Origin of the sequence: Citromicrobium bathyomarinum, assembly GCA_001306305.2 — a bacterium.
Taxonomy (GTDB): Bacteria; Pseudomonadota; Alphaproteobacteria; order Sphingomonadales; family Sphingomonadaceae; genus Alteriqipengyuania; species Alteriqipengyuania bathyomarina.
This window is the reverse complement of sequence record CP155577.1, coordinates 451,021-476,681: the sequence shown is the minus strand read 5'-3', so window position 1 is coordinate 476,681 and position 25,661 is coordinate 451,021. Positions and strand designations below refer to the sequence as shown.

The following is a 25,661-nucleotide window of genomic DNA, read 5'->3' as shown; positions in this document are numbered from 1 at the left end:
CCATGCGTGGCCCGATGATTGTGCTGGCGCTGGGCGCGCTGCTGGTGGCTTGCAACAGCGAGGAGCCGAGCCCCGCGCCGACCCCCACGCCGAGCGCGACCGGGAGCGACAGCCCGCCGGAAAACAATTCGATCATCCGCCCCGACATCGAAGTGGAGCGGCCGCCGATCGCGCTCGAACCGCTGCGGACCACGATCCCCTTCGGGGCCGGTGGTACCGAGCTGGACGAGACCGCGATGGCTGAACTCAACGGCCTGCTCGACACCGATCAGTGGAAGCAGGTCGAGCGGGTGATCCTGCGCGGGCACAGCGACGCGGGCGGCCCCGACCGGGTCAACATGCGCGTGTCGGAAGAGCGTGCGCAGGCGGTCGCCGACTGGCTGATGGAGCAGGGGCTGACCGAGGACCAGATCCGCATCATCGCGTTCGGCGCACAGAACCCCGTGCAGCCCAACCTGCTGCCCAATGGCGAACCCAACGAGCGGGGCCGTGCGGCCAATCGCCGGGTCGAGATCACCATTCTGGTGCCCAAGGGTGCAACCATTCCCGATCCCGGGCCGACCGTGACACCGACGCCCATCGGCCCGCCATCCTCGCCCGCGCCAACAGCGTCACCCAGGCCGAGCGCTTCGGGCACCGGAGGGTAGCGCTCGCGGCGCTGCTCAGCCTGTGGCTTCGGCCTTGGCGATCGCGTTCAGAATAGGCTCGGCTAGTTCAGGGCGGCAGATCAGCAAATCGGGCGAAAGCGCCTCCGCGCGATTGTAGCGCAGCGCGGAACCGTCGATCCGCGAACAGTGCAGGCCATGCGCCTGTGCCACCGCGACCGGTGCGCAATTGTCCCACTCGTACTGCCCGCCGCTGTGGAGGTAGGCATCCGCCTCCCCGCGCACCACGGCCATTGCCTTGGCGCCTGCGCTGCCCATACCGGCCAGCTCCAGTCCGACTTTCTGCGCGACTTCCTCTGCCAGAGCGGGCGCACGGCTGCGGCTGACCACCATCTTGCCGGTCTTTTCGGCCGCCCGTGTCTTTGACGGATCGCTGGAGAGCACCAGCCCGAGATCGGGGAGGGCCACCGCACCGACCTGCGCTTCGCCATCGATCGACAGGCCGACATGGACCGCCCAGTCGTCGCGCCCCTCGGCAAATTCGCGCGTGCCGTCGACCGGATCGATGATCCAGACGCGCTTGTGCGAGAGGCGCTCGGCGCTGTCCTCGCTCTCCTCTGAGAGGATTCCATCGTCGGGCCGATGCTGGCGCAACGCGGGCATCAGGAAGGCATTGGCCGCCTTGTCCCCCGCATCGCCCAGACCGCGCCCTTCGACCAGCCCACTCGCGCGCACCGCCAGCGCAATGCGCCCGGCCGCCTCGGCCAGCGCTGCCGCCAGCTTTATATCCTCGGCAAAGCTCATTTGAGCGGCAGGATCTGCGCGATGATGTGGTCGGCAGCTTCGTCCACGCTCATGTCGACGGTGTTCACCCTGATCTCCGGTTGCTCCGGCGGCTCGTAAGGGCTGTCGATCCCGGTGAAGTTCTTCAGCTTGCCCTCCCGCGCCTTCCTGTAGAGGCCCTTCACGTCGCGTTCCTCCGCCACTTCCAGCGGCGTGTCGACGAAAATCTCCACGAACTCGCCTTCGGGCAGCATGTCGCGGACCATCTTCCGCTCGGCGCGGAAGGGGCTGATGAAGGCGGTCAGCACGATCAGTCCGGCATCCGCCATCAGCTTGGCAACCTCGCCGATCCGGCGGATATTCTCGATCCGGTCGGCCTCGGTAAAGCCGAGATCCTTGTTCAGCCCGTGGCGCACATTGTCCCCGTCGAGCAGGAAGGTGTGCCGGTTCATCAACGCCAGCTTCTTCTCCACCGCATTGGCGATGGTCGACTTGCCCGAGCCGGAAAGCCCGGTGAACCACAACACGCGCGGGGTCTGGTTCTTCAGCGCGGCATGATGCTCGCGGGCGATGTCGGTCGGCTGCCAGTGCACATTCTGCGCGCGGCGCAGCGCGAAGTTGAGCATCCCGCACGCGACCGTCGCATCGCGTTCCTTGTCGATCAGGATGAACCCGCCCAGAGCCTTGCTGTCGGCATAGGGCTCGAACGCGATCGGGCGGTCGGTGCGCATTTCCAGCACGCCGATCCCGTTCAGCTCCAGCGTCTTGGCCGCGAGCCGGGAGCCGGAACCGGCGGGATTGTTGACGTCGATCTCGTATTTGGGCGCGGCGAGCGTCGCGGTGACGGTGCGCGTACCGATCTTGAGCCAGTATCCGCGACCCGGCTTCATCGCGGTCTGGTCCATCCACACCACGCTCGCCTCGAACTGGTCGGCGACCTGCGGCGGATCGTCCGCAGCGCAGATCACGTCGCCCCGGCTGCAATCGACTTCCTCGTTCAGCGTCAGCGTGACCGACTGCCCGGCCACTGCCTGTTCCAGCGGCCCGTCAAAGGTGTGGATCGCCTTGATCGTCGCCTGCGCGCCCGAAGGGAGCACGCGCACCGCGTCGCCCGGGCGAACGCTGCCGTCGCTGATCAGCCCGGCAAACCCGCGAAAATCCTGATTGGGACGGTTGACCCACTGCACTGCCATCCGGAACGGGCGCGCCTGCGCCTCCTCGCCTGCCAGCGGCACCGCCTCCAGCGCCTCGACCAGGCTCGGCCCGTCGTACCAATCTGTCGCGGCCGAGCGTTCGACCACGTTGTCGCCCCTGAAGCCCGAGATCGGGATCGCGGTCAGACCCTCGAACCCGAAATCCTTCGCGAAGGCGGCGAAATCGTCGCGGATCGCCTCGAACGTGGCGCGGTCGTAGTCGACCAGATCCATCTTGTTCACCGCGAGGATGACGTGGCGAATACCAAGCAACTGCGCGAGGAACGCGTGCCGCCGGGTCTGCACCAGCACGCCCTTGCGCGCATCGACCAGCAGGACTGCGGCATCGGCTGTCGATGCGCCGGTCACCATGTTGCGGGTATATTGCTCGTGCCCCGGCGTGTCGGCGACGATGAACTTGCGCTTTTCGGTGGCGAAGAACCGATAGGCAACGTCGATCGTGATGCCCTGCTCGCGCTCGGCGGAAAGCCCGTCGACCAGCAATGCGAAATCGAGGTCCTGCCCCTGCGTGCCGACCCGCGCGCTGTCGCTTTCGAGCTGGCCGAGCTGATCCTCAAACACGGCGCGCGAATCGTACAGCAGCCGCCCGATCAGGGTCGACTTGCCGTCATCCACGCTGCCGCAGGTAATGAAGCGCAACAGCCCCTTGTCGCGATGCCGTTCCAGATAGGCGTCGATATCCCGCGCGATCAGCGCATCGGGGCGGTAGGTCCGGTCTTCGGCGTCGGCCATCAGAAGTACCCCTCCGCCTTCTTCTTCTCCATCCCGGCACCGCCTTCGTCCTTGTCGATCGCGCGGCCCTGCCGTTCGCTGCTGGTGGTCAGCAGCATTTCCTGCACGACGTCGCGCACGGTCGCCGCTTCGCTCTCCACGGCACCCGTCAGCGGATAGCAGCCGAGCGTGCGGAACCGGACCGAGCGCATCTCTGGCTGCTCGCCGTCCGCGAGCGGAAAGCGTTCGTCCTCGACCATCAGCAGCATGCCATCGCGCTCCACCACGGGTCGCGGAGCCGCGAAATAGAGCGAGGCGATCTCGATCCCCTCGGCCATGATGTATTGCCAGATGTCGAGTTCGGTCCAGTTGGACAGAGGGAAGGCGCGGATGCTCTCGCCCGGAGCCTTGCGGGTATTATACAGGTTCCACAATTCGGGCCGCTGGTTCTTCGGGTCCCACGCGTGGGTCGCGGTGCGGAAGGACAGCACGCGCTCCTTGGCGCGGCTCTTCTCCTCGTCGCGCCGCGCGCCGCCGAAAGCGGCATCGAAGCCATAGTGGTCGAGTGCCTGCTTGAGCCCTTGCGTCTTCCACATGTCGGTATGCAGCGCGCCATGGTCGAACGGGTTGATCCCGCGCTCCTTCGCCTCGGCGTTCTGCCACACCAGCAGTTCCATCCCGGCGTCTGCGGCGGACTTGTCGCGCACCGCGTACATCTCGCCGAACTTCCACGTCGTATCGACATGCAGCAGCGGGAAGGGCGGGGCGGAGGGGTGGAACGCCTTGCGCGCGAGATGGAGCATCACCGCGCTGTCTTTCCCTGCGGAGTAGAGCATCACGGGCGCTCGCGTTTCCGCCACGACCTCGCGCATGATATGGATCGCCTCCGCCTCGAGGCGCTGGAGATGGGTAAGTGCAGACATCGCGGCCTCACATGGCCGGTGATCCCCGCAGCGCCAAGATAGAATGGCTTGAAGCGCCAGAAGCGATTGACGCCCCGCCATCGCCGATGGCAAAGGCATGATCCTGAAGCGGGCGGGTATAGCATAGTGGTAATGCTCCAGCCTTCCAAGCTGGCTAGAGGGGTTCGATTCCCCTTACCCGCTCCAGATTTTCGCTGAAAATCTGGAAGTCCTTTTCCCTGATCCTCGCCGCTATTCCGTTCGCCCTAGCGGGCTCCGGGGCGGCTGCGGGCGGGCGGTCGCCCTTGCCGTCGCTGCGCAACGGATCGGGCCGTGCCTATCCGGCCGAATCCACCGCCATATTGTCGATCAGGCGCGTGCCGAGGATATGCGCGGCGACCAGCAGGCGGGCGGGGCGGTTGCTCAGCGTATCGATCCTTTCGAGCGAGGCCGCATCGGCGAGCGCGGCGTAATCGACCTTCGAAAATCCGCCTTCGATCAGCTTGTGCTCCAGATCGCGCAAAGCGGCGCCCACGGGCGCGCCCGCTTCGATCCGGGCGATCGCCTGCCGCATCGCTGCGGGCAGCACCGCGGCCTGCGCGCGCGCGGTCTCGTCGAGATACCGGTTGCGGCTCGACAGCGCGAGCCCGTCCGCCTCGCGCACGGTCGGCACGCCAAGGATCGCGTTGGCGTGGGGGAAGGAAAGGTCTAGGTCGCGCGCCATGCGACGGATGACCGCGAGCTGCTGCCAGTCCTTCTCCCCGAACAGCGCCACATCCGGCCGCACCTGATTGAACAGCTTGCACACCACCGTGGCGACCCCGGCGAAGTGGCCCGGGCGGCTCGCTCCGCAGAAATCCGCGCTGACGCCCTCGACCGAGATGCTGGTCGCGAAACCATCGGGGTACATCTCTTCCGCATTGGGTGCCCACAGCGCGTCCACCCCTTCGCCCTCCAGCAGCCGCGAATCCGCCTCCAGCGTGCGTGGATAGGCATCCAGATCCTCGTTCGGGCCGAACTGGGTCGGATTGACGAAGATCGACACCACAACCCGGTCCGCCTTTTCGCGGGCCGCGCGCACCAGAGTCAGGTGCCCTTCGTGCAGCGCGCCCATGGTCGGCACGAAGGCAATGCGCTCGCCCTTCTCGCGCCAGGCCGCGATGGCACTGCGCAGGTGATCCAGCCGGTGAAGCGATTGCATGGGTCAGACCCCTCCGATAGATGATTGGCGACGGCCTAGCCTTGGCTGGCCCTGTTCCGCAATCAGCAAAGGATCGCCGCGCACGTGACTGGCCATCGCCCCCATCGCATCGTCTTCGCCAACGAAAAGGGCGGGACCGGCAAATCGACCACCGCAGTCCACGTGGCGGTCGCGCTGGCCTATCAGGGTGCGCGGGTGGCCGCGATCGATCTCGACCACCGTCAGCGCACGATGGACCGCTATTTCGAAAACCGCGACGAAACTGCACGCCGTCGCGGCATCGCGCTGCCGACCGCACGGTGCGAGGTGTTTGCGGGCGGAAGTGCCGAGGCGCTGGAGGAAAAGGCGAAGGAACTGGCTGCCGACGCCGATTTCCTGCTGTTCGACACGCCCGGTCGCGACGATCCGCTGGCGCAGCATGCGGCCAAGGAAGCCGATACGCTGGTCACTCCGCTCAACGACAGTTTCGTCGATTTCGACCTGATCGGCCAGGTCGATGCTGAAAGTTTCAAGGTCCGCCGCCTGAGTTTCTATGCCGAGGCGATCTGGGAGGCGCGGCTGGCGCGCAGCAAAACCACGATCGAGCAGAACCGCCCGCAGATGGACTGGGTGGTGGTGCGAAACCGCACCGGCCACACCGAGGCGCGCAACATGGTGCGCATCGAACGCGCGCTGACCGAGCTGAGCAAGCGGGTCGGCTTTCGCGTCTCCTCCGGCCTGTCCGAACGCGTGATCTATCGCGAGCTGTTCCCCTCCGGCCTGACCCTGCTCGACAAGGGGCATCTGGGCGATCTGGGGACCAGCCACCTGGTTGCGCGGCAGGAACTGCGGCAACTGGTGCAGAATCTTAATCTGCCGGTGCCAGAAGGGGCCGATCGGGCGTTGGAAGCTGCATGATACGGTTCCTGATCATCGCCGCACTGCTCAGCGTCGTTTGCCGCTGGGCGTTCGGGCGATGGCCGTGGGATTTCCTCAAGCCGGCCCCGACCCGTTCGCAGGCGGTGTTTCGTGCGCGCAAGCTGCTGGATGTGTCTGCGGATGCCAGCCACGCGCAGATCATCGAGGCGCACAAGCGGCTGGTACGCCAGGTCCACCCGGACCGGGGTGGCAGCGCGGCCCAGGTGCATGAGGCAAACGCCGCGCGCGACATACTGATCGACCAACTTCCCCCAAGGGAGAGAGCGAAATGAGCCACACCTTCGACCCGACCATCCTGCGCGAATATGATATTCGCGGCGTGATCGGCGAAACGCTGGAGGCGGATGATGCCCGCGCGATCGGGCGCAGCTTCGGCTCGATGCTCAGGCGCAGCGGCGGATCGCGCGTGGCGGTCGGCTATGACGGGCGGCAAAGCTCGCCAATGCTGGAACATGCGCTGGTCGAGGGACTGACCGCGAGCGGGTGCGATGTCGTGCGGGTCGGCCTCGGCCCCACGCCGATGCTCTATTATGCAGAGGCTTCAGCCGATGATGTGGATGGCGGCATCCAGATAACCGGCAGCCATAATCCCCCCAATTACAACGGCTTCAAGATGGTGTTTCAGGGCCGCCCGTTTTTCGGGGCGGACATCCAGCAGCTCGGCGAAGTGGCCGCCGCTGGTGAGTGGGAGGATGGCACTGGCTCGGTCATCGATCGCCCGCTGATCGACGCCTATGTCGAGCGGTTGCTGGAGGGGCTGGACGGGATCGACCCCGCCTCGCTCGCGGATATCAGGATCGGCTGGGACGCAGGCAATGGCTCGGCCGGGCCCGCGCTCGAAAAGCTCGTCGCGCGGCTGCCGGGTGAGCATCATGTGCTTTACGCAGAGGTCGATGGCACCTTCCCCAATCATCATCCCGATCCGACGGTCGAGGCGAATCTGGCGGACCTTCGCGCGCTGGTCGCGGACAAGCAGCTCGACTTCGGAATTGCCTTCGACGGGGACGGCGACCGGATCGGGGCGATCGACGGCGAGGGCCGCGTGATCTGGGGCGACCAGCTGCTGATGATCTACGCGCAGGATCTGCTGCAAAGGCGGGCCGGGGCCACGATTATCGCCGATGTGAAGGCCAGCCGCGCGCTGTTCGACCATGTCGAGGCGCATGGTGGCAAGCCGGTGATGTGGAAGACCGGGCATTCGCTGATTAAGTCCAAAATGAAGGAAACTGGCGCGCCGCTGGCTGGAGAGATGAGCGGGCACGTGTTCTTCGCCGATACCTACTACGGCTACGACGATGCGCTTTACGCCGGGGTCCGGCTGATCGCGGCATCGGCTCGGCTGGGACATTCCGTCACCGAATTGCGCGGGGCGATGCCCGACATGGTCAACACGCCGGAAATGCGTTTCCAGGTCGATGAGTCCCGCAAGTTTGCTGCGGTCGAGGAGGTACGCGACCGGCTGGCCGACTCACCCGCTCAGGTCAATGCGACCGACGGTGTCCGCGTCACCACCGATGACGGCTGGTGGCTGCTGCGTGCCTCGAACACGCAGGACGTGCTGGTCGCGCGCGCCGAAAGCGACAGCGAGGCGGGCCTTGCGCGACTGATGCAGCAGATCGACGAGCAACTGGCGCTGTCGGGCCTCGAACGCGGGCCGCAGGCGGAGCATTGATCGGGACGCAGGGTTTGCGAAAGTTTCCCGGAGTCTGTGAGGAAGCACGATGAAGAATATCGCATTGGTCGCCGCAATGGGCGCGCTAGCCTTGGCTCAGCCCGCGATGGCGCAGGACGAGAGCGCGACAGAAGAGGCGACTGAAGACACCCAGGCCGAACTTCAGCAAGCCGATCCGGACGAGGCCGGCCAGAGCGCCGGTGTCGCCCTGGCCGAGTTGATGGGCGCGATCTTCAGTGCGGAGCCTTTGACCGCGGAGCAGGAGGCCAGACTGCCTGAAGCGGGCGCGGCTGCGAATGCGCTCGTGCCGGAAGGCATTTACGGGCGCATGATGCGCGAAATGATGGACGGCACCGTTGGCGGTCTCTTCGGCATGATTCTGGAGCAGGGCGATGCGATGAGCAGCCTTGATCTTGCCGACTATACGGGGCTCTACGGCGAAGAGGTCGACGCGCTGACTGAAGAGCAACGGCGCGAGCTCACCACGATTTTCGACCCCGTTTATCAGGAACGCATGGAGGCCGAGATGGCCGCGATGACGGATATGATGGAGCGGGTTTTCGGCAGTCTGGAACCGGGGCTGCGCGAAGGTCTGTCGCGGGCACTGGCAACGCGGTTCTCCACCGACGAGCTGGAAGCGATCAATGCGTTTTTCGCCACTCCCGCTGGCGCGAAGTATGCGGGCGAGAGCCTGATCATGTTTACCGACCCACAGATCATGGCCAGCGTCGGGCAGGCGATGCCCGCGCTGATGCAGGAAATGCCCGCGTTCTTCGGCGGTAAAGGCGATGCTGCAGGCGATTTGCCCGCGCCGCGCCGGTATGACGACCTCACCCCTTCGGAACAGCGCCGCGCGGCCGAGCTGCTCGGCGTCGACCAGCCGACGCTCCGTGCGCGCATGGCTGAGGCCGAGGAAGCAGCCGCCGAAGGCGGGGCACCGGCAGATGACGCGTGGAGTGATGACGATCAGGCCATTCCCGATGTCGAAACCGAAGAGACGTCCGATGCCTTCGAGGAAGCGATGGAGGAAGTCGGAGCGTAACGAAGCTCGGCTCTTTCCCGCTGCGCGTGCATTGTTGCGGCATGACGGGCACTGACGTTCCCCCTGAAATCGAAGCCTGGTTTGCGGGGCGCGGCTGGCGCATCCGTGATCACCAGCGCGCGATGCTGGAGGCGAGCGATCGGGGCGATCACGCGCTGCTGGTGGCCGATACGGGCGCGGGCAAGACGCTGGCGGGCTTCCTGCCGACGCTTGCCGCATTCATCCCCTCGCGGCTGGGCGATGCGAAGCCGCCGGAGGGATTGCACACGATCTATGTCTCGCCGCTCAAGGCGCTGGCGCAGGATGTGCAGCGCAACCTGATCGCTCCGGTGGAGCAGATGGGCCTGCCGATCAGCGTCGAGACGCGCAGCGGCGATACCTCGTCCGATCGCAAGCGCCGCCAGCGCGACAAGCCGCCCAATGTGCTGCTCACCACGCCGGAGAGCCTCTCCCTGCTGCTCTCCTACCCCGAGAGCTTCGACATCTTCGCCGGATGCCAGCGGATCGTCATCGACGAGATCCACGCCTTCGCCACCGGCAAGCGCGGCGATCTGCTGGCGCTGTGTCTTGAACGGTTGCAGGCCATCGCGCCGCAGATGCAGCGCGCTGCGCTCTCCGCCACGGTCGCCAACGAAGAGGGCTTTCGAGCCTGGCTGGCTCCCCATGGCGAAATCGACCGGGTCGCCGTGGTGCAGGGTGAGGCGGGCGTTCCGCCCGAGGTTGAAATCCTGCTGCCCGACGAGAACCGCGTGCCATGGGGCGGCCATGCGGCGACCTGGGCAATCCCGCAGCTCTACGAGGTGCTGCGGCAGAACCGCACCACGCTGGTCTTCACCAACACGCGTTTCCTCGCCGAATATATCTTCCAGCACCTGTGGGATGTGAACGAGGACAAGCTGCCGATCGGCATTCACCACGGCTCGCTCAGCCGCGAGGCGCGCGAGAAGGTGGAGGGGGCGATGGCGGCGGGCGAGCTGCGCGCGCTGGTCGCCACCGCCAGCCTCGATCTGGGGGTGGACTGGGGCGATATCGACTGCGTGGTCCAGATGGGCGCGCCAAAGGGCTCCAGCCGTCTGTTGCAGCGCGTGGGGCGCGCAAATCACCGGCTCGACCAGCCCAGTCGTGCGCTGCTGGTCCCGGGCAACCGGTTCGAATTTCTCGAAGCGCAGGCGGCCAAGGATGCGGTCGACGAAGGGCAGCGCGATGGCGAGGATTTCCGGCCCGGCGGGCTCGATGTGCTCGCCCAGCACGTGATGGCCTGCGTTTGCGCGGCGCCTTTCGAGGAGGCTGAGCTGCTCGCACAGGTGCGCAGCTGCCTGCCCTATGCCTGGATCGACGAGGAGGTGTTCGCGCGGGTGCTGAACTTCGTCGCCACCGGCGGGTACGCGCTCAAGGCCTATGACCGGTTCCAGCGGATCGTGCGCGACCGGTCGGGCCAGTGGCGGCTGACCCACCCGCAGCATGCCGCGCGCCATCGGCTGAATGCGGGCATCATCATGGATGCGCAGATGCTGGAGGTGCGCTTCAGGAATGGCCGTTCGCTGGGCCGGGTGGAGGAGAATTTCGCCGCACAGCTATCACCGGGGGATACCTTCGCCTTCGCCGGCACTTCGCTGGAGGTCGAGCAGCTGCGCGACATGGAGATCATCGTGCGTGCGTCGAGCAAGTCGGCGATGATCCCGAGCTATGGCGGCGCGCGCATGCCGCTGACCACACATCTGGCCGACCGGGTGAGGGCGATGCTGGTCGACCGGACGAGCTGGGCGCGCTTTCCCGACGATGTGCGCGAGTGGCTGGAGATGCAGGACTGGCGCAGCGAGCTGCCGGGGCCGGACAATCTGCTGGTCGAAAGCTTCCCGCGCGGTGGCCGCGAATACACGGTCTACTACACCTTCACCGGGTGGAACGCGAACCAGTCTCTGGGGATGCTGATTACCAAGCGGATGGAGGATCGCGGGCTGATGCCCGGCGGCTTCGTTGCAAACGACTATTCGCTGGCGGTGTGGGGGCTCAAGCCCGTAGAGGATCCAGCGCCGCTGCTATCGCCAGATATTCTGGCGCACGAATTCGTCGACTGGGTGCAGGACTCGCATTTGCTGCGCCGCTCCTTCCGCGAGGTGGCGGTGATCGGCGGACTGGTCGAGCGGCAGCATCCGGGCAAGCGCAAGACAGGCAAGCAGGTCACCTTCTCGACCGACCTGATCTACGACGTGCTGCGCAAGTACGAGCCCGAGCATGTGCTGCTCGAGGCCGCCTGGGCCGACGCACGCACACGGTTGACCGATGTCGGGCGGTTGGGCGACCTGCTCGACCGCGCGCAGGGCGATCTGGTGCATGTGAAGCTGGACCGCGTGAGCCCGCTTGCGGTCCCGGTGATGGTGATGATCGGGCGCGAGAGCCTGCCGCAGGGCTCGGTCGACGACGAACTGCTGCTTGAGGCCGAAAGCCTTGCGGGCGAGGCGATGCGGCCCGCCGATTAGGGCGCGCCGGAGGGGCTAGTCGGTCGCGAACTTGCGATACTTCTCGTTGCCCACGAAGCCGAACTTCGTCACCGGCGAGGCCTCTATGAGCGCGAGCGTGCGGGCAGAAAGGTCGTAGCTCGCATTGGCTTCGGGCTCGAACTGCAATTCGGGCTCGGGCGCCACGCGGCTGGCCAGCGTGAGGTTGGTCGCCAGCTCGCGCTGGGAGACGGCCTCGCCATTCCACAGGACTGCGCCGCCCTCGGTCACCACCACCTTGTTGATGACCGGGTCGATCGGGCTGCCCTCGCCAACGCCGACCTCGATATCCACCGCGTTGGTCGCGATCGGGATGGTGATGATGAACATGATCAACAGCACCAGCAGGACGTCGATCAGCGGGGTCATGTTGATCTCGCCCACCGGGGCGGGGGCTTTCACGGCTCGGTCGATTGCAGCACTGGCCATCATCTTGTCTCCCATGGGGCGGCCACTTTTGTAGCTCGCAAGAGAGATAGTATAACAATCAATCGTGCTTGGCCAGTACGGACGAAAAAGGGGGCGGATCGCTCCGCCCCCTGATCGACTGGCTGCATTGCAATGCTGCCAAATATGTAACCGGACCTACTTGCCGAAGGTGCGGTACTGTTCGTTGCCGACGAAGCCGAACTTCGTCACGCCCGAGGCCTTGATGATGTTCAGCGTCTTGGCCGAGAGGTCGTAGCTGGCGAGGGGCTCGGGCTCGAACTGCAGTTCGGGCTCGGGCTCGATATCGCGGGTCAGCTGGAGATTGCGGACCAGCTGGCCCTGATTGATGGCCTCGCCGTTCCACAGGATCTCGCCGTTCTGGGTCAACACGATCTTGTTCTTGACCGGGTCGATCTCCTGCTGCGCATCGTTGGGGTTGGGCTGCGGAAGGTCGATGTTGACCGCGTGGGTCGCCACCGGGATGGTGATGATGAACATGATGAGGAGCACGAGCAGGACGTCGATCAACGGCGTCATGTTCATGTCCATCATCGGGGCGCCATCATCGGAACCGCCTGACATAGCCATGGGTGTGGTCTCCTAAATCTTTGTCTGCGGCGGATCAGGCGTTCGGATCGACCGGGTTCGAGATGAACCCGACGGTCGGATAGCCTGCTGCCTGCACGTTGTAGATCGTGCCGGCGACACACCGCCAGGGTGCGTTCACGTCGCCGCGAATGTGCACCTGCGGGATCAGGTCGGGCTCTGCCTTGATGGCTTCCGGGCCACCTGCACGTTGCACGATGCTGTCGAGCCGCTCGAACGCCTGGTCGTACAGCTCTTCCGAGCTCACCGGCGTGGTGTTGCCGAAGTAGACCCGGCATTCGCCGTCACGAACCGCACCGCTGTACCCCGGATCACCGGCCGCGTTGCCGTTGGCATCGGTGGTGCTCACGGTGAGCTGCAGGTTCTCGACCTTGTCCTTCGATTCTTCCGATTCGAAGACCGGAATCTGGAGCTTCTCGATCGTCTGGATCGCGACAGGAACCGCAATCAGGAAGATGATGAGAAGCACCAGCATCACGTCCACCAGCGGAGTGGTGTTGATGTCTGCCATCGGCGTATTGCCGTCGCCTCCCGTGGAAATCGCCATGGTTTGCGTCCTATTCCGTTATATGACCAGAGAAGTGAGCGAAGGGGGCCGCGCCACCAGCGATGGGCGGCCCCTGTCGACTTACTTCTTGACGGTCTTGGCAGCCTGCTGCGTCGAAGCGGCAGTCATCGGGCGAACCGAGCCGTTCGAGTTGACGTAGGCCAGCAGGTCGGTCGAGAAACCGGTCAGCAGCTCGGCGATGCGCTTGTTGCGGGACATCAGCCAGTTGTAGGCGAACACCGCAGGCACGGCGACGAGCAGACCGATCGCGGTCATGATCAGCGCTTCACCGACCGGGCCGGCAACCTTGTCGATCGAGGCCGAACCGGCGAGACCGATGTTGATCAGCGCGCGATAGATCCCGATCACGGTACCGAGCAGACCGACGAACGGCGCGGTCGCACCGACCGTGGCGAGGAAGGCGAGGCCGCCGTTGAGGCGCGACATGATCGCATCCTGCGAACGGGCCAGCGAACCGTGCATCCAGTCATGTGCTTCCATGCTGTCGGTCATCTTGCCGTGCGAAGCCTGGGCCGCGACGGTGTCGTCGACCATCTGGCGCCATGCGCTGTTCTTGTCGAGCTTGCCGGCGCCTTCTTCGAGGCTGTTCGCACGCCAGAACTGGCTGCGGACCTTCTTGTACTGACCCAGCACCTTGTTCTGCTCGAGCAGCTTGGTGATCAGGATGTAGAACGAACCGACCGACATGATCACGAGCACGGCGAGAATGGTCCAGGCGATCGGGCCGCCCTGTTCCATAGCTTCCATGAAGCCGAATTCAGTCTGCGGACCTGCGTCACCGGCAGCCGCCATAAGATTGATGAACATCGCGAAGTCTCCAAAAAAAATGTCTTAACCAGTAACCTCGACGCGCCCCCGGTCTGCCCTGCAGCAGGGGGCGCGCCGTTCAAATCAGTTGGGAATTTCCCAGCGAACCGTTCCGGAGAACGACCCGGCATCACCCCGGAACCGAGCGCGACGCTCGATCAGGCGGCAGGTCGCGTCCTTGAGCTCGCCCGGCGCGCTCCCGCCGGTGATCGAGCAGCCCGAAACCCGGCCATTACTGCCGATTGACAGCGTGAACGACACGGTGCCCGAGTAGTCGCGGCTGATCCAGCTCGACCGGTAGTCTGAATCGGTGATCCAGTTCCCGTTCGACGGCCGCGGCGGATTGGCCGGCGGCGGAGGCGGGGGAGGCGGCGGCGGCGGCGCGGGAGGCGCAACCGGTGCGGCCGGGGGAATCCGCAGCGCCGGCGGAGCGGGCGGCGGAATCGTCTGCTGCGTGCGCACCTGCGGCGGATTCGTCGCAACCGAAATCGGCGGCGGCGGTGCCACGGGCGGCGGCGGAGCAGTATCCGGCTGCGGCTCGGGGGGCGGCGGTTCTTCCTCGGGTTCAGGGGGCGGCGGTTCTTCGATATCGACTGTCGTCACCCGTTCCACGACCTTCTTGACGGCTGAATAGGCCAGGCCGGTAATGAGGACGTAGCCGATGGCGACATGAATAAGACCGACTATGATGATCGCGACAATCTTGTTGCCGCTCATCTGTTGATCTGAATAAGCCATGCAGTCGCATCACTCCATCAAGCACCGGGCGCGGCCCGGCGATCATGTCCGGCGGCTGCACCGGACGGCGATAGTTTACGACCCGTTAGCCAATTCGATTGCGTCTCCCGGCAGGCGGAAGGCGCAATGTCACGAGCCAGTGGGGCCGTGTCCGGGTAATTTCCGTACCGTCCACCCAGACGGGTCGGGTCTTAGACAGGATGCAAACCCACTGCAAACCCTTTGTCGGTTCAGTTGGAATTCACTAGCCAATGTGTCTGCATCGTGAAAATTTACTAATAGGGAAGGCGGCTTGTCCGTCCAATCTCAATACCGGAGAGCGCATTGAAGTTCCTGAGGCCGATCATTGTCACTGCCCTCGCCGCACTCGCGATCGGGCCGGTAAGCATCGCAGTTTCCGCGCACGCGCAGGACGCTACCGGGCAGACGGCAGCCGTGCCGCAGCAGGCGACCGATGCCGATCTGATCGACTTGGCCGATTACGCAGACCTCGTGCTGCGCGCAAAGGTCCGTCGGCAAAGCGAACTTAAGCCCGAGCGCGCGCCGGGTCTGCAACCGGGCCATACCCGATTTTACATCGAGGCCGAAACGCAGAGCCTGCTGGCGGGCGCCACCCCGGTTGGCCAGAGGGTGCGCTATCTGGTCGATCTCCCGCTCGACGCGCGGGGCCGCAAGCCCAGCCTGCGCAATGCCGAAGTACTCCTGTTCGCGCGCCCCGTTGCGGGCCGCCCGGGCGAGCTGCAGTTGGTCGCACCGGACGCGCAGCTGCGCTGGGACGCGGATCTGGAACGCCGCGCGCGTCTCATTCTGGAACAGCTGGTCGCCCCCGATGCGCCCTCGCGAATCACCGGGGTGCGCGATGCGCTTTCGGTCGCGGGAACGCTGGCGGGCGAATCGGAAACGCAGATCTTCCTCGAGACGGTCGACGATGCCCCCGCCGCAATCAGCGTGGTGCGTCGCCCGGGCATGGAGCCGGTGTGGGGCGTGTCCTTCTCCGAGATCGTCGACCAGGCGGTGCGGATCCCGCCGCGCGGATCGCTGGCCGCTTATCGCCTTGCCTGCGCGATGCCGCGGACCCTGCCGAGCGAGGCCAACCTGGCGCGCGAACCCGCCGACCGTGCGCGGGCGAGTGATGACTATCGCTACGTGATCGCCCAGCTGGGCCCATGCCCGCGGCTGCGCGAGGTGCCGACCATCCGCTACTGAATCGGTCAGGCAGGTGCCGCGGGTGGTTGCCATTGTGCGCCGCGGCATTAAGCCCTCGCGCTCATGAGCGATGCATTCAAACTGGGCCTTGCAGGCCTCGGCACGGTCGGTACGGGGGTGCTGCGCCTGCTGGACGACAACGCCGATCTCCTTTCCGCGCGCGCCGGGCGCCCGATCGAGGTGGTCGCGGTTAGCGCGCGGACGCGTGGCCGGGACCGGGGGATCGACCTTTCCGGATACCATTGGTGCGACGATCCGGCCGATCTGGCGCAGGTCGAGGGGCTGGACGCGGTGATCGAGGTGATGGGCGGCACCGACGGCCCCGCGCTCGATCTCGCCCGCGCCAGCCTGTCTGCCGGGCGCAGCGTGGTGACCGCGAACAAGGCGATGATCGCCACCCACGGGTTCGAGCTGGCGCAGGCGGCGGAAACCTCCGGCGCGGCGCTGCTGTTCGAAGCTGCGGTGTGCGCGGGCACGCCGATCCTCCAGACCATGCGCGACGGGCTCTGCGCCAACCGGATCGACCGGATCGAAGGCATTCTCAACGGCACCAGCAACTACATCCTCTCCGCAATGGAGCGCTCGGGCGAGGACTTTGGCGAGACGCTCGCCGAGGCACAGCGGCTTGGTTACGCGGAGGCCGATCCCGCGCTCGACGTCGATGGCGGCGATGCGGCGCACAAGCTCGCCATTCTCGCCGCACTCGGCTTCGGCCTGCGGCCCGATTTCGCGGGCGTCGAGGTGAACGGCATCCGCGACGTGCGCGCCGCCGACATCGCCCAGGCCGAACGGCTGGGCTACAAGATCCGCCTGGTTGCGATGGCGGACATGGTCGATCGCCCGGGCGAGGCACCGGCGCTGCTGCAGCGGGTTCGCCCGTGCCTGCTGCCTGCCGATCACCTGCTTGCCGGAATCGACGGGCCGACCAACGCGGTGCTGACGCTGGGCGACCAGTCGGGGCCGATACTGATCCAGGGCGCGGGCGCGGGCAGTGCGGCGACCGCCAGCGGGATCGTGGCCGACGTAGTCGCGCTCGCCAGAGGCCAGGCGCGCGCGCCGCTCGCCGTCCCGGCGGGGCAGCTGGCGGTGGCCGAGCGGGCCGATTCGGGGGCGCGGGAGGCACGCTATTACCTGCGCTTCGTCGTTGCGGACCGCCCCGGCGTGCTCGCCGAGCTGGCCGCCGCGATGCGCGATGCGCGGGTCAGCATCCAGAGCCTGATCCAGGAAGGCGAGGGGATCGACCCCGAAGCCGGCGGGATCATGGTCGCGCTCACCACCCACCGCGCACCTGCCCGCAACATCCGCGATGCGCTGGCCCGGTTGCAGGGATCGCAGAGCATCGTCGAGCCGCCGCTCTCGATGCCGATCCTGCAGGACTGATCCGCCTCAGCCTTCGGGCGAGGGCGGCGGTGCCTCCTGCGCCTGTGCCTGCTCATCGGAAGGCTGGCCGTCGGCAGGGGTGCCGCCATCATAGGCCGAGCCATGCGGAGCAAGACCGCGCGCAATCCGGTCCGCGTCGGACCCCGGCGGTGCCTCGGGCAGCTCGGAGAAGTCGATGATGTACGCCGGGGGCGGCGGGCAGTTGATGCCCTTGATACAGCCGCTGACGGTCGCCGGGCCCTTGAAGATGCCGGGGCCCGAGACGTCCGGCGCCTGCCCGGTCCACTCCAGATGACTCTCGTCGCCGCGCTCCAGCCGCGATTGCACCCGGTACTGGTCCGGGTTCTGTTCCACGGGCGCGCAGACCACGATTTCGTTGTCGGCCGATTCGGGACAGTCGGCGGGCAGTTCGCGCTCCGGCTCCGGCGCGGCGTAGGCACGCCGCGCCTCTTCCAGCACCGGACCGACCACATCCTCGCGATCCTGCGCCGCAGCGGGTGTCCCCGCCAGCGCGGCACCGCCGCAAATCGTGATGACAAAAGCGCTTCGTATCGACACAGGCCCGCTCCCCGACTAGGCGCTTTGAAGAAGACAAACGATACCAGAAGGGCTGAATCACCGATGAACACTTCAGGCACGTCCAGCGAACTCGACCGGGTGCTGGTGCTCGAACTGGTACGAGTCACCGAAAAAGCGGCGATCGCCGCATCCAAGCTGGTCGGTCGCGGGGACGAGAAAGCCGCCGATGCCGCCGCTGTCGAAGCGATGCGCAAGGCGTTCGACAAGCTCGAGATCGACGGCACCGTGGTGATCGGCGAGGGCGAGCGGGACGAGGCCCCCATGCTCTATATCGGCGAGAAGGTCGGCGGCGCGCCGGGCACCGGGCCCAAGATCGATATCGCGCTCGACCCGCTGGAAGGCACCACCATCACCGCCAAGGCCGGTCCCAACGCGCTCGCCGTGCTCGCGGCGGCGGAGAAGGGCAACCTGCTCAACGCGCCCGACACCTATATGGACAAGCTGGCGGTCGGCCCCGGCTATCCCGAAGGCATCATCGACCTCGCCAAGAGCCCGAGCGACAATGTCCGCGCGGTGGCCGAAGCCAAGGGCGTGAAGCCCGAAGAGATCATCGTCTGCGTGCTCGACCGCCCGCGCCATGCGGACCTGATCGCGGAGCTGCGCGGGCTTGGCTGCGGCGTGGTGCTGATCGGCGACGGCGATGTCGCCGGGGTGATCGCGGTGACCGACGAGGACACCACGATCGACATGTACATGGGCCAGGGCGGCGCGCCCGAGGGCGTGCTGGCCGCTGCCGCGCTGCGCTGCGTCGGCGGCCAGTTCAACGGCCGCCTCGTGTTCCGCAACGAGGACGAGAAGGCCCGCGCCGCGAAGTGGGGGATCGAGGATCTCGACCGGATCTACAAGCTGGAAGACCTCGCCAAGGGCGACTGCATCTTCGCCGCGACCGGCGTGACCTCGGGATCGCTGCTCGAAGGCGTGAAGCGCCGCAAGGGTGGGCGCATGACCACCGAAAGCGTGGTGATGCGCGCGTCGAGCGGCACCGTGCGCTGGATCCGTGGCGAACACCGCATCCGGTAGTCCGCGGGGAGGCGCTGGCGTTTGCGTAAGCGCAACGGCCTTCGCACCCCGAACAGGGACTCGCGCTGGATCCGCGGCGAACACCGCATCCGGTAGTCTGCGGGGAGACGTTGGCGTGACACATTTACCGGGCCCGGATGGCAAACTTGCTCCGCCTTTGCCCGGGCCCGCAGACAGGCGATCGCGATCTGGTGAGCCGACCCTGCGCGTCAGCCTCAAAAGCGCGGGAACGTCCGGTTTGCGCGCGATGCTGACCATGGCCCCGCGATAGACCACCGGCCTGACCAGCCCGCGGTTCACCCGCGCGAACAGCTGCGTATCCGTCACCTTCCGGAAATCCTCGCGCACCCCCTCCACGCGCCCCGACCCGGGCGGCGTCAGCACGCGGTCCCAAGCATCGGCGAAGGATCGCGCCTCTGGCCGTGCCCGCAGGCGATAGGCGCTCGCACGGCTCATCCCGACATGACGCGCCGCTGCCGCGACCGATCCGGTGAGGTAGAGCTGCACGAGAAAGGCGCACTGGCGCGTCACGCTCCACCCGTCGCGCCGTGTGCGCAGCGGCACGGGGCTGAACCAGCCGGGGCGGCGGCGCAATCGGTGGGCACTGGGCTTCGCCATCGCACATTTTAAGCCACGAACGGGCAGCAGTAGGAAAGCGTTTTGAGCGCGCGAGCCGGGGCGCACACGCGAACCACACATTGCATTCGTGTGACCGGCGGTTTAGCCGCGCAACCGACCCCGCCCCGCCTCCAACAAGGACCGCCTCCCTTATGAAACTGATGGCCGGCAATTCGAACCTGCCCCTCGCCCGTGCGATCGCAGGCTACCTCGAAATTCCGCTGACCGACGCCAGCGTGCGCCGATTCGCCGACGAGGAAGTGTTCGTCGAAATTCACGAGAACGTGCGCGGCGAAGACGTGTTCGTGCTCCAGTCGACCAGCTTCCCGGCGAACGACAACCTGATGGAGCTGCTGATCTGCATCGATGCGCTCAAGCGCGCATCGGCCCGCCGGATCACCGCAGTGGTCCCCTATTTCGGCTATGCCCGGCAGGATCGCAAACCCGGCCCGCGCACGCCGATCAGTGCCAAGCTGGTCGCCAACCTGATCACCCAGGCCGGGGCCGACCGCGTGCTGGCGGTGGACCTGCACGCAGGCCAGATCCAGGGCTTCTTCGACATCCCGACCGACAACCTGTTTGCAGCGCCCGTGATGGCTGCCGACATTCAGGCGCGTTACGGCGACCGCGACCTGATGGTCGTCAGCCCCGACGTGGGCGGCGTGGTCCGCGCGCGCGCGCTGGCCAAGCGGCTCGACAATGCGCCGCTGGCGATCGTCGACAAGCGGCGCGACCGGCCCGGCGAATCGGAAGTGATGAACATCATCGGCGACGTGCAGGGCCGCCACTGCGTGCTGATCGACGATATCGTCGATTCGGGTGGGACGCTGTGCAACGCGGCCGACGCGCTGCTCGAACAGGGGGCATCCTCGGTCGCGGCCTATATCACCCACGGCGTGCTTTCGGGCGCGGCGGTGGCGCGGGTCGATGCCTCGCAGCTGACCGAACTGGTGGTGACCGACACGATCCCCGCGGCCGAGGCCGCCAAGGACGCCAAGCGCATCCGCTATCTCACCATCGCCCCGCTGATCGGCGAAGCGGTGCGGCGGATTGCGGATGAAAGCTCGGTTTCCAGCCTGTTCGACTAGGGCGGGCACCATAAAGGAGAGCCGCGCGATGAAACTCGACGACGAACTGGCGGTCGCCCACCGGCTGGCCGATGCTGCGCGCGAGGCGATTCGCCCGCATTTCCGCGAAGTCTCGCCCGAGTTCAAAGGCGACACCTCGCCCGTGACCATCGCCGACCGCGAGGCGGAGGACGCGATGCGCGCGATCCTGATGTCCGAATACGCGCAGGACGGGATCGTGGGCGAGGAATATCCCGAGCATGAGGGCCGATCTGGCCGCCAATGGGTGCTCGATCCGATCGACGGCACGATCAGCTTCATCGCCGGGCGGCCCATCTTCGGCACGCTGATCGCGCTGATGCAGGATGGCTGGCCGGTGCTGGGCCTGATCGACCAGCCGATTACGGGCGAGCGCTGGGTCGGGCGAATCGGCATGCCGACCACGCTCAACGGCAAGGAAATCCGCACGCGCTCTTGCAAGAGCCTCGATGCGGCAATCCTCGCCACCAGCAGCCCGCACTATTTCGATGCCGAGGGTGCCGATGGCTACATGCGGCTCGCCCATGCGGTCGGCGGCAACAAGCGGCAGGGCATGATCGTCTATGGCGGCGACTGCTATAATTACGGCCTGCTCGCGGGCGGGCAGATCGACATCGTGTGCGAATCGGGCCTCAAGCTGTTCGACTATGCCGCGCTGGTCCCGGTGGTCGAGGGTGCGGGCGGCACGATGAGCGACTGGCAGGGCAATCCGCTGGACGCGCAAAGCGACGGATCGGTGATCGCGCTGGGCGACCCCGCCCGGCTGGAGGATGTGCTGGAGGCGCTGGCCGGGCACTCGCACGAAGACCACTGATGCGGCTGTTCGCCTACGGCGTGCTCAATCGCGAACTGGCGAAGGGCCGCGCGGCGGAGCTGATCGGCCCGCTCGACGAAGGGCGGCCCGCCACGGTGCGCGGCACGCTCTACGGGCTGCGCGGGCCTGATGGCGGGTGGTATCCGATCCTCCTGCCCGATGCCGATGGCGGCACCGTCCACGGGATGCTCCACGATGCCAGCGGCGTCGACTGGCCCGCGATGGACGATTTCGAGGATGCGCATGACGGGCCCGATGCCGAATATGCCCGGCGCGAACTGGCCGTGATGCTTGGCGACGGGGCCGCGACCAGCGCCTTCGCCTATTGCTACGTGCGCGAGCTGCCCGGGGATGCCGAGCCGATCCCCGGCGGCCATTTCGGCGCATGGCTGCGCGAGACCGGGCGCAGCGCGATTGGCGAGCGCAGCTCCGCGACTACCTGACTCAGCCGCGCTGGCACCGGATCAATCGCGCCCCTCTGCCCGGTCCCTGATCGTGGTCAGCAGATTGGCCGAGATGTCGCCCAGAAACAGCTCTCCCCACAGCATGGCATAGGGGTTGAGGTGCGTGCGCGCCACATAGTCTGTGTGCAGCGTCAGCCGCTGGCGGCCATCGGCCAGCGGGTCGAGCCGGTATCCGCCCCGCACGATCTGCATGTGTTCGCTCGCCGGGTGCAGGTGGACATCGGTGAATTCCCACCCGCCGCTGTCGGAGAAATCGAAGGCCCAGCCGATTTCGCGTTCGGGCCTCCACCGGTCGACGACTTCGGCGAAGTGTACGCCGTTCTCCCAATACCCCTCGCGCCGTGCGCCCACGCCCCGGCCTTCGAGCCGCGCTTCGAGCGGGCGTGGCAGGCCGACAACGTCCTGCGAGAAATTGGTCTTGCCTTCATCCGGTTGGATGTCGCCTATGCCCTGCATCAGCGGCCAGATCGCCTGTGCGGGCGCATCGATGATCACGCTACGCTCGACCCGCTGATGCGCTTCGGGAACGGGCAGGCTGGCCTCGATCGGCAGGATCACAAGAGGCAGGGCGAGGATGCCGGGCGCGTATACGCGTGGCTTGCCCCCGCCATCGCCCGCGCGCTTTCGCAGCCACTCCAGCAGCATCGTGCCGGTCAGGCCGCTTACGTACCAGATCGGGGCGAGCATGATGACGCACACGGTCCCTTCGCGCAGCACCGCGAGCGAGATTACCACCATGCCAAGCAGGAGGAATAGGGGCACCAGCTTGTAATAACGCCCTTCGCGGCGGAACTTCGGATCGCCGACAAAGGCGACGAAAGCGCACAGCACCGCGGGCTGGAGGATCGCGAAGCTGACGTAGAAGTAGCCGCTGTCGGGCCGCACGAGATCGACAAGGAAATAGCACGCCAGCCCGTATGCGAGCGCCACCAGCAGCGCGCCCGCCCACCGACGCCCCGACCCGGCCCAGGGGTATGTCGCCTGGGGATCCTCGGTGCTTTCGGTTTCTGCCATGCGCCGATTTTCTAGTCTTCGCCCGGGCGAAGGCAAGCGCAGCGGGCACATGCGTGCCGTCGCTGCGTTGGCAGACCATGAGCAAAAACAGCATCTTCATCACTGGCATCGGCAACGGCATCGGCCGTGCGCTGGCCATCCACTACGCCAACAAGGGCTGGCGCGTCGCCGGGCTGGACCCGGACGGGGAGGCGCTGGGCGAACTGCGCGAGGGGCTCGACGGCGATCTGCTGCTGGTCGAAGGCGATGCTGGCAAGGAAGCGCATGTGATCGACACGGCGGACCGGCTGGCCGAATGGCTCGACGGCACGCCGCTGACCTGCCTCGTCAACAACGCGGGTATCGCCAACCCCTATGCCGGGCCGCTCGAAGACCTGTCGCTGGCCGACTTCCAGAGCTGGATCGACGCCAGCCTGACCGCCGCCTTCCTGTGCAGCCGCTCGCTCCTGCCCTTCCTGCGGCGCGGCGACGGCGGGACGATCGTCAACATCTCCTCCACCCGCGCGGTGATGAGCGAGCCCAATTCCTACGGCTACGCCGCCGCCAAGGGCGGGCTCGATGCGCTGACGCATGCGATGGCGGTCTCGCTCGGCCCGAAGATCCGCGTCAACGCGATCCGCCCCGGCTGGATCGAGACGCGCAACTGGCAGAAGCAGGCCAATCGAGAACAGGTCGAACATCGCGAGCAGGACAAGGCGCAGCACCCCGTGGGCCGCGTCGGCAACCCGGAGGACATCGCGCAGACGGTCGACTGGCTGATCGGCGCAGGCTTCGTCACCGGGCAGGCGATCAACGTCGATGGTGGCATGACGGTGAAGATGATCTACGAGCACTAGCCATGACGACGGGGGGACATCTCGATCTGAGCGGGCGCACGGCGCTGGTCACCGGTGCGGCGCGCGGGCTGGGCAAGGCGATCGCCCTGCGGCTGGCGGAAAACGGGGCGCGCGTGCTTGTCTCGGGCCGCGACGTAGCGGCGTTGCGCGCGGTTGGCGGCGGGACGCAGCCGCTGGTGTTCGACCTCGACGATTCGCGCGCCTGCGAGGCTGCGCTGCGCGAGGCGGGCGCGATCGACATCCTCGTCAACAATGCCGGGATGCGCGACCGCCGCGCGTTGGCCGATCTGCCGCGCGATGCCTTCTCGGCCATGCTGGAGACCAACCTCGCCGCTCCTTACGACCTCGCCCGCAGGATCGCGCCGGGCATGATCGAGCGCGGCTGGGGCCGGATCGTCAATGTCAGCTCGATCGCGGGCCAGATCGCGCGCGGCGACGTGGCCTATACGGCGAGCAAGGGCGGGCTCGACGCGCTGACCCGGGCGCTTGCGGCGGAACTCGGCCCGCACGGGATAACGGTCAACGCCGTCGCGCCGGGCTATTTCGCGACCGAGACCAATGCACAGATGGTCGCGGACGAGGAGGTCGCGGCGCATCTCAAACGCCGGACATCACTGGGCCGCTGGGGTCGTCCGGAAGAAATCGCAGGCGCGGTCGCCTTCCTCGCCTCGGCGGATGCGGCTTACATCACCGGACAGGTGCTCGCAGTCGACGGCGGCTACCTCGCCCACTTCTGACTTGCGTTTTTGGCGAGAATCGCTAGATCGCCCGCCTTCACCGACACGTAATTCACCGCCGGTCTGGCTGTAAGGGCTGCCAGGGCTGGTTCGGACGTGTCTCTGTCAAGGAGATGAAAATGCCCAAGATGAAGACCAAGAGCGGTGTGAAGAAGCGCTTCAAGTTCACCGCGACCGGCAAGGTCAAGCATGGTGTCGCTGGCAAGCGCCACCGCCTGATGAGCCACAATGCGAAGTATATCCGTCAGAACCGCGGGACCGATGTGCTCTCCAGCGCAGATGTCGACCACGTGAAAAAGTGGGCCCCTTACGGCCTGAAGTGAGTGCTTGAGGGGCAATCCCCTCGCATCACAACAAATTCTGAAAGGATAATACCATGCCTCGCATCAAACGCGGCGTTACCACGCGCCAGAAGCACAAGCGGCTCCTAGACCAGGCCAAGGGCTATCGCGGTCGTCGCAAGAACACGATTCGTGTCGCGCGCCAGGCGGTCGAAAAGGCCGGCCAGTACGCCTATCGCGACCGCAAGGTTAAGAAACGCAACTTCCGCGCGCTGTGGATCCAGCGCATCAACGCGGCCGTGCGCGCCGAAGGCCTGACCTATTCGCAGTTCATGCACGGCACCAAGCTGGCCGGCATCGAGCTCGACCGCAAGGTAATGGCCGACCTCGCCATGAACGAGGAAGCGGCCTTCAAGGCGATCATCAAGCAGGCCAAGGACGCGCTTCCGGCGTAACCCGAGCCAATCTGCTTGAATGAACGAGGGCGCCAGGCATTGCTTCGGCGCCCTTTTTCTTGTCCGCCCACGTCATCCCTGCGAAGGCAGGGACCCAGCTCCGGGAGTGGCGGATGACGCGGGACTTTCAGCCGACGGTCTATCTTCTCGCCTCGCGCCGCAACGGCACGCTCTATGTCGGCGTGACGTCGGACCTCAGGAAACGCATCGCCGAGCATCGCGACGGGTTGATTGAAGGGTTCACGAAAGACTACGGCGTGACGCGTCTCGTCTGGTTCGAACAGCACGCCACGATGGACGCAGCGATCCTGCGCGAGAAAAGGATCAAGAAATGGAAGCGCGAATGGAAGATAAATCTCATTCGCGAGCAGAATGCCGACTGGCGCGATCTGGCGGTCGATCTGGGCTTCGCGATGTTGCCACCGATCCCGTCACACCGGCCTTGAACGATGGAGAT

General features: G+C 66.3%; 28 protein-coding genes and 1 tRNA gene. 18 read left to right on the top strand and 11 right to left on the bottom strand.

Annotation, left to right across the window (positions count from 1 at the left end):
* Positions 1–2 precede the first annotated feature (2 nt).
* Positions 3–647, top strand: coding sequence for an OmpA family protein (locus tag VO57_002410; protein XBL70209.1), 645 nt, complete (start codon positions 3–5; stop codon positions 645–647).
* A gap of 15 nt (positions 648–662) precedes the next feature.
* Here the strand turns inward: VO57_002410 and VO57_002405 are convergent, their stop codons facing one another.
* Genes VO57_002405 through cysD form a run of 3 tightly spaced genes read right to left on the bottom strand, consistent with a single transcriptional unit; the run spans position 663 to position 4,236 of the window.
* Positions 663–1,409: a 3'(2'),5'-bisphosphate nucleotidase CysQ gene (locus VO57_002405; protein ID XBL70208.1), complete on the bottom strand. Its 747-nt coding sequence runs from the start codon at positions 1,407–1,409 to the stop codon at positions 663–665.
* On the bottom strand, positions 1,406–3,334 hold the full coding sequence (gene cysN / locus VO57_002400) for a sulfate adenylyltransferase subunit CysN (protein ID XBL70207.1): 1,929 nt from the start codon (positions 3,332–3,334) through the stop codon (positions 1,406–1,408). The genes VO57_002405 and cysN overlap by 4 nt, the downstream gene beginning before the upstream one ends.
* A complete protein-coding gene (gene cysD, locus VO57_002395; protein XBL70206.1) occupies positions 3,334–4,236 on the bottom strand; it encodes a sulfate adenylyltransferase subunit CysD in 903 nt (300 codons plus the stop codon). Before cysD ends, cysN begins: the two co-directional genes overlap by 1 nt.
* Before the next feature lie 112 nt (positions 4,237–4,348).
* On the opposite strand from cysD, the gene VO57_002390 reads away from it, so the two are divergent.
* Positions 4,349–4,422 (top strand) — tRNA-Gly (locus VO57_002390).
* A gap of 130 nt (positions 4,423–4,552) precedes the next feature.
* Here the strand turns inward: VO57_002390 and panC are convergent.
* Complete coding sequence (panC, locus tag VO57_002385; GenBank protein ID XBL70205.1) at positions 4,553–5,416, bottom strand: pantoate--beta-alanine ligase; 864 nt, start codon at positions 5,414–5,416, stop codon at positions 4,553–4,555.
* A gap of 84 nt (positions 5,417–5,500) precedes the next feature.
* On the opposite strand from panC, the gene VO57_002380 reads away from it, so the two are divergent.
* From VO57_002380 to VO57_002360, 5 genes are read left to right on the top strand one after another with little or no spacing between them, the layout of a single operon-like run.
* Entirely contained in the window at positions 5,501–6,313 is an 813-nt protein-coding gene (locus tag VO57_002380; GenBank protein ID XBL70204.1) for a division plane positioning ATPase MipZ, read from the top strand.
* On the top strand, positions 6,310–6,606 hold the full coding sequence (locus VO57_002375) for a J domain-containing protein (GenBank protein XBL70203.1): 297 nt from the start codon (positions 6,310–6,312) through the stop codon (positions 6,604–6,606). Before VO57_002380 ends, VO57_002375 begins: the two co-directional genes overlap by 4 nt.
* A complete protein-coding gene (locus tag VO57_002370) occupies positions 6,603–8,006 on the top strand; it encodes a phosphomannomutase/phosphoglucomutase (protein ID XBL70202.1) in 1,404 nt (467 codons plus the stop codon). The genes VO57_002375 and VO57_002370 overlap by 4 nt, the downstream gene beginning before the upstream one ends.
* A gap of 49 nt (positions 8,007–8,055) precedes the next feature.
* A complete protein-coding gene (locus VO57_002365; protein ID XBL70201.1) occupies positions 8,056–9,048 on the top strand; it encodes a DUF2059 domain-containing protein in 993 nt (330 codons plus the stop codon).
* 41 nt (positions 9,049–9,089) lie between these two features.
* Positions 9,090–11,528 (top strand): ligase-associated DNA damage response DEXH box helicase, encoded by a 2,439-nt coding sequence (locus tag VO57_002360; protein ID XBL70200.1) that lies wholly within the window; start codon positions 9,090–9,092, stop codon positions 11,526–11,528.
* A 15-nt stretch (positions 11,529–11,543) separates the two neighbouring features.
* On the opposite strand, the gene VO57_002355 is transcribed toward VO57_002360, so the two are convergent.
* From VO57_002355 to VO57_002335, 5 genes are all read right to left on the bottom strand, one after another.
* Positions 11,544–11,975 (bottom strand): biopolymer transporter ExbD, encoded by a 432-nt coding sequence (locus VO57_002355; protein XBL70199.1) that lies wholly within the window; start codon positions 11,973–11,975, stop codon positions 11,544–11,546.
* 156 nt (positions 11,976–12,131) lie between these two features.
* Positions 12,132–12,563, bottom strand: coding sequence for a biopolymer transporter ExbD (locus VO57_002350; protein XBL70198.1), 432 nt, complete (start codon positions 12,561–12,563; stop codon positions 12,132–12,134).
* Positions 12,564–12,597: 34 nt separating this feature from the next.
* Positions 12,598–13,128 carry a biopolymer transporter ExbD gene (locus VO57_002345; protein XBL70197.1) on the bottom strand — a complete coding sequence of 177 codons (531 nt, stop codon included), beginning with the start codon at positions 13,126–13,128 and terminating at the stop codon, positions 12,598–12,600.
* 81 nt (positions 13,129–13,209) lie between these two features.
* Positions 13,210–13,956 carry a MotA/TolQ/ExbB proton channel family protein gene (locus VO57_002340; GenBank protein ID XBL70196.1) on the bottom strand — a complete coding sequence of 249 codons (747 nt, stop codon included), beginning with the start codon at positions 13,954–13,956 and terminating at the stop codon, positions 13,210–13,212.
* Between the two features lie 84 nt (positions 13,957–14,040).
* A complete protein-coding gene (locus tag VO57_002335; protein ID XBL70195.1) occupies positions 14,041–14,694 on the bottom strand; it encodes an energy transducer TonB in 654 nt (217 codons plus the stop codon).
* A 324-nt stretch (positions 14,695–15,018) separates the two neighbouring features.
* On the opposite strand from VO57_002335, the gene VO57_002330 reads away from it, so the two are divergent.
* Together VO57_002330 and VO57_002325 are read left to right on the top strand one after the other, a co-directional pair.
* Entirely contained in the window at positions 15,019–15,900 is an 882-nt protein-coding gene (locus VO57_002330) for a hypothetical protein (protein XBL70194.1), read from the top strand.
* 63 nt (positions 15,901–15,963) lie between these two features.
* Entirely contained in the window at positions 15,964–17,280 is a 1,317-nt protein-coding gene (locus VO57_002325) for a homoserine dehydrogenase (protein XBL70193.1), read from the top strand.
* Positions 17,281–17,286: 6 nt separating this feature from the next.
* On the opposite strand, the gene VO57_002320 is transcribed toward VO57_002325, so the two are convergent.
* Complete coding sequence (locus VO57_002320) at positions 17,287–17,838, bottom strand: hypothetical protein (protein ID XBL70192.1); 552 nt, start codon at positions 17,836–17,838, stop codon at positions 17,287–17,289.
* Positions 17,839–17,901: 63 nt separating this feature from the next.
* On the opposite strand from VO57_002320, the gene glpX reads away from it, so the two are divergent.
* The 4 genes from glpX to VO57_002300 all read left to right on the top strand — a co-directional run bounded on the left by glpX (position 17,902) and on the right by VO57_002300 (position 21,860).
* Complete coding sequence (gene glpX, locus VO57_002315; GenBank protein ID XBL70191.1) at positions 17,902–18,879, top strand: class II fructose-bisphosphatase; 978 nt, start codon at positions 17,902–17,904, stop codon at positions 18,877–18,879.
* A gap of 770 nt (positions 18,880–19,649) precedes the next feature.
* Positions 19,650–20,585 carry a ribose-phosphate pyrophosphokinase gene (locus VO57_002310; GenBank protein ID XBL70190.1) on the top strand — a complete coding sequence of 312 codons (936 nt, stop codon included), beginning with the start codon at positions 19,650–19,652 and terminating at the stop codon, positions 20,583–20,585.
* A 28-nt stretch (positions 20,586–20,613) separates the two neighbouring features.
* Complete coding sequence (locus VO57_002305; GenBank protein XBL70189.1) at positions 20,614–21,417, top strand: inositol monophosphatase family protein; 804 nt, start codon at positions 20,614–20,616, stop codon at positions 21,415–21,417.
* The gene (locus VO57_002300; protein ID XBL70188.1) at positions 21,417–21,860 is read left to right on the top strand and encodes a gamma-glutamylcyclotransferase family protein; all 444 of its coding nucleotides are present in this window, start codon (positions 21,417–21,419) and stop codon (positions 21,858–21,860) included. The genes VO57_002305 and VO57_002300 overlap by 1 nt, the downstream gene beginning before the upstream one ends.
* Before the next feature lie 21 nt (positions 21,861–21,881).
* Here VO57_002300 and VO57_002295 read toward each other — a convergent pair whose 3' ends face one another.
* Positions 21,882–22,895, bottom strand: coding sequence for an SRPBCC family protein (locus VO57_002295; GenBank protein XBL70187.1), 1,014 nt, complete (start codon positions 22,893–22,895; stop codon positions 21,882–21,884).
* A gap of 77 nt (positions 22,896–22,972) precedes the next feature.
* Here VO57_002295 and VO57_002290 point away from each other — a divergent pair, with 77 nt between their 5' ends.
* The 5 genes from VO57_002290 (at position 22,973) to VO57_002270 (ending at position 25,650) form a co-directional block, all read left to right on the top strand.
* Complete coding sequence (locus VO57_002290) at positions 22,973–23,731, top strand: SDR family oxidoreductase (protein ID XBL70186.1); 759 nt, start codon at positions 22,973–22,975, stop codon at positions 23,729–23,731.
* 2 nt (positions 23,732–23,733) lie between these two features.
* Positions 23,734–24,468 carry an SDR family oxidoreductase gene (locus tag VO57_002285; protein XBL70185.1) on the top strand — a complete coding sequence of 245 codons (735 nt, stop codon included), beginning with the start codon at positions 23,734–23,736 and terminating at the stop codon, positions 24,466–24,468.
* 119 nt (positions 24,469–24,587) lie between these two features.
* Complete coding sequence (rpmI, locus tag VO57_002280) at positions 24,588–24,791, top strand: 50S ribosomal protein L35 (GenBank protein XBL70184.1); 204 nt, start codon at positions 24,588–24,590, stop codon at positions 24,789–24,791.
* Positions 24,792–24,844: 53 nt separating this feature from the next.
* Positions 24,845–25,204, top strand: a complete 360-nt coding sequence (gene rplT / locus VO57_002275) for a 50S ribosomal protein L20 (protein ID XBL70183.1) — start codon at positions 24,845–24,847, stop codon at positions 25,202–25,204.
* Positions 25,205–25,317: 113 nt separating this feature from the next.
* On the top strand, positions 25,318–25,650 hold the full coding sequence (locus VO57_002270; GenBank protein XBL70182.1) for a GIY-YIG nuclease family protein: 333 nt from the start codon (positions 25,318–25,320) through the stop codon (positions 25,648–25,650).
* The last annotated feature ends 11 nt before the right edge of the window (positions 25,651–25,661 follow it).